Raw genomic sequence first — 2,295 nt, 5'->3', positions numbered from 1 at the left:
GTAAGCACCCAATAACAGACCGGCAAAATTAATTGAGCCATCACCTCGAATTTTGAGATGATGACTCAATTTTGATTTTAAGCTTCAACTTGCTTAATCGATGAAGAGTTATAATTCCATGGTAAATAAGCCTCCAGTTTATTCTCAATTTCTTGTTTTGAGAGCTGTGACACGTTTTTTAACAAAAATTCAATATATTCTCTGGGATTGGTTTTGTTTGCTTTGGCACTTTCAACGATGCTCATCCAGATGGCATTTGCTTCAGCGCCTTGCGGGCTGGTTGAGAACAGCCAGTTCTTACGGCCGATGACGTAACTTTTCATATTACGTTCCGATGCATTATTGGTAAAATCGACTTCGCCATAAAGTAGAACTCGATTTAATGCAGTTCGTTGACCCTGTGCATAGGCAATAGCTTTTCCTAAACGTGTTTTAGGAAGGACATCTGCCATATCGCACCACTGCCAAAATTCATCAAGTAATGGCTTTAGATACTTTTGGCGTGCCTGATATCGTGCAACACTATCCCATTTTCGCCACTTTTGTTCTTCATGCATCATCTGACCAATTAAAGTTAATCCCTTTGATGCATTGAAATGTTTCTTGTCGATATTGGCATCGTCGTAAAACTTACGTCGTACATGGGCCCAACAGCCAACATGTTCAACTGAGTCCGCAATGGCGTTATAGCCGTAGTAGCCGTCACACTGAAGAACTCCTGTAAATCCGGAATATAGTTGCTGCGCCACTTTTCCTGCCCGACTATCTGCATAGTGATAGCATACAATTTGATGTTGGGCACGACCGATGGTTCGTGCAAGCCAAATATATGATTTACTGGTGGCTAATTTACCCGGCTCTTGTAAAACTTGATAGGGCGTTTCATCACCTTGAAGGAATTTCTGGGATACCAAATTTTGTCGGAGTAGATCATAAACCGGCTTCACAATCTGGGCACAAGCAATCATCCAATTACCCATAGTCTTATCGCTCAAATCTAGTCCTTGGTTTTTCCAATATCCTTTTTGTCGATATAGCGGTGTACCGAGGACATATTTGTGATAAGCAATTTCAGACACTAAAGAAGCCGATGCCATGCTGTGAGGTATTAACGCCCACGGCGCATTTCCTTGGTAGAGATGGCTAATCGCATCTTGTTGGTCACATTGATGACATTTGTAAGTTGCCTCGTATATGTTGGCGACATATAGTCGACCCGGAATCACGCGAACTTCTTGTCGCACATAATGTTTACCAACTCGTTGGAGGTCATGCCCCTGCGGACACAGTTTTATCATTGGTTCATGGACTTCATCTTCCGTCGGAAGATCAGTACTGATAATCTCAGATCGTTTTCGTTTCGGTTTACGTGTCTTACCGTTTTCGCCGGTTGTTACTTCCGGTTCTTCGCTTTGTTGGCCAGTCTGCTCTGGTTCGGTAAAAACACCATTGTCCTCAAATAACGATTGTTGATTAGGATCATCAAGTTTTTCAGAATGACGCCCATATAACTTATTGGTCAGGTACGCAATGTTTTCGTTGAGCTGCTTGATTTCTTTCAAAAATTCAGTTTGTTGTTTCAGCAGTTCCTGATTTTTCTTAAGCAAGTATTCTTCAGTTGATGTCATGCATACCACCACCGTTCATTGTTGTGTTGGCATGATTTTACCACTGGTCACCGTCGGTGCCTAGTGTTTTCTGGGCGGTGTGCTCTGTTTTATCGAAGATTCTAATGACCACCCTGAAAGTAGTCTCTCAAGTTGCTTTGAATGGAGCTTTTTGACTTCATTCATATTACGCGGCCATTGAAGTCTTCCATTCTCAATCCGCTTATAAAGTAACAGAAATCCATCGCCATCCCAAAGTAGTGCTTTAAACCGATCTTTCCGTGTGCCACAAAACATAAATAGCGATTTACTGTATGGATCAAGACTATACTGCTGGCTGACAACGTTAGCCAATCCGTCAATTCCACGTCGCAAATCGGTCTTGCCACATACCAAATAAATACCGTGGAGTTGTTTCATATCAATGATCATTCCTAAACACCGCCTTTAATAATGCATCCAGAATGTAGTTATTGATTCGGTTGTAGACGAGAACAGTCTTATTTTCACCTAACTTCATTTGAAAAGCTTTACTGGCAGTAGCGGCCTGATAATTTTTTGGTTGATCCAATTTCACTTGGACAATTTCTTGGTCATTATTCAAAAAAATCACCTCATCATATTTGATAAAGTGATTCTATCGCACTGAAGTGCGTAATTATAGCCGGTTTGTTATTGGGTGCTTACG

3 protein-coding genes are annotated in these 2,295 nt (G+C 41.4%); all 3 read right to left on the bottom strand.

Going from position 1 to position 2,295, the window contains the following annotated elements; all coding sequences use genetic code 11:
- Window positions 1-77: 77 nt before the first annotated feature.
- The 3 genes from MMY95_RS15425 to MMY95_RS15415 are packed head-to-tail and all read right to left on the bottom strand — an operon-like array spanning window position 78 to window position 2,211.
- Window positions 78-1,628 (bottom strand): IS66 family transposase, encoded by a 1,551-nt coding sequence (locus MMY95_RS15425; protein ID WP_241277808.1) that lies wholly within the window; start codon window positions 1,626-1,628, stop codon window positions 78-80.
- 60 nt (window positions 1,629-1,688) lie between these two features.
- Complete coding sequence (gene tnpB / locus MMY95_RS15420; protein WP_128522169.1) at window positions 1,689-2,039, bottom strand: IS66 family insertion sequence element accessory protein TnpB; 351 nt, start codon at window positions 2,037-2,039, stop codon at window positions 1,689-1,691.
- A complete protein-coding gene (locus MMY95_RS15415; RefSeq protein WP_057779393.1) occupies window positions 2,029-2,211 on the bottom strand; it encodes a hypothetical protein in 183 nt (60 codons plus the stop codon). The genes tnpB and MMY95_RS15415 overlap by 11 nt, the downstream gene beginning before the upstream one ends.
- Window positions 2,212-2,295 lie beyond the last annotated feature (84 nt).

It is taken from the genome of Lactiplantibacillus sp. ME-2 (genome assembly GCF_022549155.1).
GTDB classification, from domain to species: Bacteria; Bacillota; Bacilli; order Lactobacillales; family Lactobacillaceae; genus Lactiplantibacillus; species Lactiplantibacillus plantarum.
The sequence above is the reverse complement of the archived record's forward strand: the minus strand, read 5'-3'. Positions and strand labels throughout refer to the sequence as shown.